This is a genomic window from Immundisolibacter sp., from assembly GCF_041601295.1.
In the GTDB taxonomy this organism is placed as follows: Bacteria; Pseudomonadota; Gammaproteobacteria; order Immundisolibacterales; family Immundisolibacteraceae; genus Immundisolibacter.
In genome coordinates this window covers 1-4480 of the sequence record NZ_JBFIII010000151.1, presented here as the reverse complement: position 1 = coordinate 4480, position 4480 = coordinate 1, and the positions used below count along the sequence as shown (strand labels likewise).

The following is a 4480-nucleotide window of genomic DNA, read 5'->3' as shown; positions in this document are numbered from 1 at the left end:
GCCTTTTTGTGGGGGCCAAAACGGACGTCACTCCAGATACGCATCCTGCGTCTTGACGATCCGGTAGACGGTTTCCAGCACCGGCACCTGTAAACCAAGCTCCTGCGCCTTGTCCAGGAACGGCTTGAGCAGGAAGTCGACCTCGGTCTTCTTGCCGCGGATGACGTCCTCGTGCATGGAGGTGCGGCCTTTCATGCCCTGCTGCTTGAGGCGCTCGCCGAGCTTCATCATCAGCGCCACCCCGCCCTCGAAGTCCAGTTCGTTCAATTCCTTGAATTGCGACATGGGGGCGTAGAAGTTCTGCGGTGTGTAGCCCATGGCGCCGTACACGCGCAGCATGTCCTTGGCCAGGGCCACGTAGTGCTCGGCGCCCTGGCGGATCAGCAGGCCGTCCTGGAAGTACAGGCGCAGGCCAAGCGTGGTCACCGACCAGCCGGACGCGGTGCCGATCTGCACCAGCTTTTCCCACAGCACCTGCATGATGTTGGGCACCGACCGGGCGACCAGGCCGCCGCGCGTGAAGGCCTCGGCCAGAGCATCCGTGCGGGCACTGGTGCCACCGTCAAGCTCGCCGAACCAGGCGGTCGTGGGCGTGGTGAGCGGGTTGCTGGCCACGCCCGGCTCGTGCAGGGTGCCGCCTTCGATAGTCGAGGCGCCGATCACCTTGTCGCGTCCCGCCCACTGGCGCAGGCGCTCTTCCTTGCCGATGCCGTTTTGTAGTGAGAACACGTTCTTGCAGCGCGCCTTGAGGCTATCCGCCTGGGCCAGCGCGGTTTCGGTGTCCTTGCCCTTGACCAGAACGATCAGGTGGTCGAATTCGCCCGGTGCGGCGTCCGGGCTGGTGACGGCGGTGAGGTTCTCGCGCACCAGGTGATCGCCGCGCACGCCGCTGATCTTCAGGCCGTTGTTATTGACTGCTTCAGCGTGGGCGGGGCGACAGATGAGGGTGACGTCCTCACCGGCCTCGGCGAGGTAACCGCCGATGACCGAACCCAGACCACCAGCACCGAGAATGACAAAACGCATGATCGTTCCTTTTGAACAGAGAGCCAGGGATGGTCCACCGCGGGTCAGCGACGCCCACGCTTGATTCGGCGGCGTGGCTTATTGGCCCAACGCCGGGCACGGTCAGCGGTCAGGAACCCGGGGGTTGATTGATTCAGTGTTTACTTCAAACGCTAACGCTTACGGCGCCGCCGGACCAGGAAAATCGTCAGCAGGACCAGAACGACAACGGCCGGCAGGATCACCGTGTACAGTCTTGGCAGAATCCCGAACACCACGATTTGCTCGAACGTCGGGGCATACGTGTACGCGCCTCCGGGATGCTCCTGGGGCACCTTGTCGGCCGGTGTGGTTCGGATGTATTCGACCAAACGGGACAATTCCTCGTCGGTGATGTCAGTCGGTCGCAGTGGCGGCATTTCCAAGAGGCCATTTCGGACCACCTGGCTGATGTACTCGGCCGGCAGGTCGGCGCGGTTCAGGATCACCGACTGCGCTTCGCCCTTGGTCAGGCCCAGCTTCATGGTGCCCGGATGATCGGCGCCAGGGGCATGGCAGCCCCGGCAGGACAGCATGAACAGCTCCTCGCCGCCGCGCTCGCCGACCGGCGTGGCCACCTCGGTGGCGGGGCTGGTCGCGGCATCGGTTGCGCCGTGCGCGAGCTGTGGGGCGCCAGAGAGGCCCAGCAGCATGGCGGTAACAAGGCCCAGGACGGATGTGTGACGGGTCATGGGGTACGCCTCAGGTACGGGGGCCGGTCCAGTTGGACGGCCAGATGCCGGATTTGCCCGGCGACAGGATTCCGTTGGGGTCCAGCGCGTCCTTGATACGCTGATTTACCTTGCGCAGGGCGCCATCCTGACCGTCGTACATGTCGGCGATGATGTCCATGTAAGTGAGGTTGGCCTTCAGCTCGCCATAGCCGTGCTTCTTGGCGATGGCCACCAGCTCGCGGGCGCAGGCATCGGCGCGGGTACGCGCATCCTCGTCACGGGGATCGAACATGATCATGACCAGCGTGATCATGGTGCGGAACATGGCCACTTCCTCGCAGATCATGTCGAAGCCGTGACGGTTCAGCAATTCCTTGAACAGAGTGAACATCTCCCAGGCGTTCTTGCCGGTCATGGCCGCCATGGGGGTGAAGTTAAGATGCCCGCCGCCATCCCAGTTGACCAGGTTGAACTCGGTCATGTTCGGCTCGCCGCGCATCAGCTTTTCGCGGTAGTTCCAGCCGGCGTCGTCGGCCGGCCGGTCGCCCTGCAGGTACACCTTGGCGCCGGGGATGCTGGTCAGCGCGTGCTGCACCATCTGCCAGGTCATGTCGACGTTCTCGGGCAGGCCGTACAGGGCACCGTAGATATTCCACATGCCCAGGTCGAGTTCCTTGGCGATCTCGCGCCAGCGCTCGTCGGGGATGATGCCGGGTTTGTCCCACAGCTGCTTGCGCAGGCGCTGCACCGATGCGCTGTAGGAGATGTGTTCGATCACCACGCCGTTCTGGATCACCATGTTCATCTTCAGCGGGCGCAGGATTTCCATCAGCTGCGTGATGTCCTCTTCCTTCTGGTAAGTGACCATGAACGGCTTGTAGGCTGGCGGCTCCGGCATCAGCCAGAAGCCCATCTTGGTGATGATGCCGAAATTGCCCTGCGTGAACATGCCGTCGACATAGGGTCCGAAGCCGTACTTGAACAACTGCCAGCTTCGGTTGTTGGGCATGGCGCCCATTCCGGTGCGTATCAGCGAGCCGTCGGCCAGCAACAGTTCCATGCCGCAGGAGAACAGCAGATGGTCGGCGTAGGGCGTGTACCCGGCGCCGTGCTCAAGGGAGTTTCCCATCACGCCGCCCCAGCCCGGAGCGGCACAGTCGATCCACAGCTTGTAGCCCTTTTCCTGGATGAACTGATAGAGCTGGAAGTAAGACACTCCCGGCTCCACCACGCAGTAGCCGCTTTCCTCGTTGACCTCCAGGATGCGATCCATGCGCTTGAGATCGAGCACCAGGTAGCCGGCCTGCTTGGGGGCCGGGCCGCCATAGGCAAAATTCTTGCCGTTGCCATAGGTCCACAGTGGCAACTTGTACGCGTTCGCGATCTGCAACACGCCCTGCACTTCGGCCACGGACGCCGGTGCGATCACCGCCGACGGCATGCGGCTTTCCGGCGCTACCGCCGACATATGGTCGAGGTACGGCTGGAGGTCGGTTTCAGAATCGGTCAAGACCCAGGCCTGGCCGACAATTTTGCGAATTTCTGCCAACGCGGACTGGAAGTCGTCGCGATTGACGCCATGCGGCAGGTACTCGGGCATCGACATCTCCTGGGGCGGCCGCGTCAGGAGACGACGGCCACGGTTTGCATTGTTATGAGGCTGCGCGGTGCTGTCAGTCGGCCAGGGCCGGCGCCATCAGGCGCAACCACTCGCGGTACTGGCCATGCAGCAACACTTCATCCTGAAAATCGGGACCGCTGCTGACCGCATCCATGCCGACCGGCAGCGAGTCCTCGTCGCCGCCGCTTCGCATCTGGGAAAAGCCCCGGTCGTAACCCATTTGCCATTGCACTAGACTGCCCTGCAGGCCGTCGTGGCAGGCCTCGAAGGTGGCCAGGTCGTCCGGCGTCGCAAGCCCGGTGGCGTTGTAGAAGTCCTCGAACTGGCGGATGCGCTTGGTGCGTATCTCGGGGGTGTCCTCGCGCGCGGCGAGGGCGAAACTCTCCACCTTGGTGAAGTCCACCGATACCGGTTTGATGACGCGGATCTGCGTCGCGGCATGGTCCTGCAGCAGCAAGTTCGGGAAGATCAGCAGGTTACGCAGGCGGTTGACCACCCACTCGGCGTGCATGGCACCGTGGCGCTGGGCCACCGCTTCGCGCCGGTTCCACACCGGTCGGTTTTGCGGCTGGCCGAAGGTGCCCCACATCAGGGTGTGGCCATGGCCATAGTCGTACCAGCCGCTTTTGAGTTTCAGCAGGTCGTCGCCGCCAAACGAGCGCTGCACGCCGCCTGCCTGCGCCGCCTTCTTGGCGCGGCGCTCTCCCTCGCGCTTCATGATGCCGACGTAATTGGCATGCACGGCGGTGAAGTGATAGCCGTCGATACCGTTTTCGGGCTGTAGCTTCCAGTTGCCACGGTGGGTGTAGCTGGACCAGCCGCGCAGCATTTCGAGATCCTGCTCGGATTGATCAACGCAAAAATCGATCGCCCGCGCGGCGCCGCCCAGGTGTTCGGCCAGCGTCGGCACGTCGGCGCTGAGCGACGCGAATACGAAACCGCGATAGGACTCGAGTTTGGGAATGGCGGTGAGATCATGGGATTGCGCATCGAAGGCGGCCGGGTAGGCGCCGCTGTCGTGATCCTTGATGTTCACGTTCTTGCCGGCGGTGTCGTACACCCAGCCGTGGTACGGACAGGTGAAAAACTGCTCGTTGCCCTTGCGAGTGCGGCACAGGGTGGCGCCACGGTGGGCGCAGGC

Annotated in this window: 4 protein-coding genes; all 4 read right to left on the bottom strand. The window is 63.4% G+C overall.

Features of this window, described 5'->3' with window-relative positions; all coding sequences use genetic code 11:
• Positions 1–27: 27 nt before the first annotated feature.
• Entirely contained in the window at positions 28–1026 is a 999-nt protein-coding gene (locus ABZF37_RS13685; RefSeq protein ID WP_372720859.1) for a ketopantoate reductase family protein, read from the bottom strand.
• Between the two features lie 152 nt (positions 1027–1178).
• On the bottom strand, positions 1179–1736 hold the full coding sequence (locus ABZF37_RS13680; RefSeq protein ID WP_372720857.1) for a cytochrome c: 558 nt from the start codon (positions 1734–1736) through the stop codon (positions 1179–1181).
• 10 nt (positions 1737–1746) lie between these two features.
• The gene (locus ABZF37_RS13675) at positions 1747–3318 is read right to left on the bottom strand and encodes an FAD-binding oxidoreductase (protein WP_372720855.1); all 1572 of its coding nucleotides are present in this window, start codon (positions 3316–3318) and stop codon (positions 1747–1749) included.
• 73 nt (positions 3319–3391) lie between these two features.
• The coding region (locus tag ABZF37_RS13670; protein WP_372720854.1) for an aromatic ring-hydroxylating dioxygenase subunit alpha at positions 3392–4480 on the bottom strand (1089 nt) is incomplete at its 5' end.

Excerpts from the sequence above, each read along its gene's own strand:
- ABZF37_RS13675 (WP_372720855.1), bottom strand. The coding sequence starts at position 3,318 with ATGCCCGAGTACCTGCCGCATGGCGTCAATCGCGACGACTTCCAGTCC.
- ABZF37_RS13685 (WP_372720859.1), bottom strand. The coding sequence starts at position 1,026 with ATGCGTTTTGTCATTCTCGGTGCTGGTGGTCTGGGTTCGGTCATCGGC.
- ABZF37_RS13680 (WP_372720857.1), bottom strand. The coding sequence starts at position 1,736 with ATGACCCGTCACACATCCGTCCTGGGCCTTGTTACCGCCATGCTGCTG.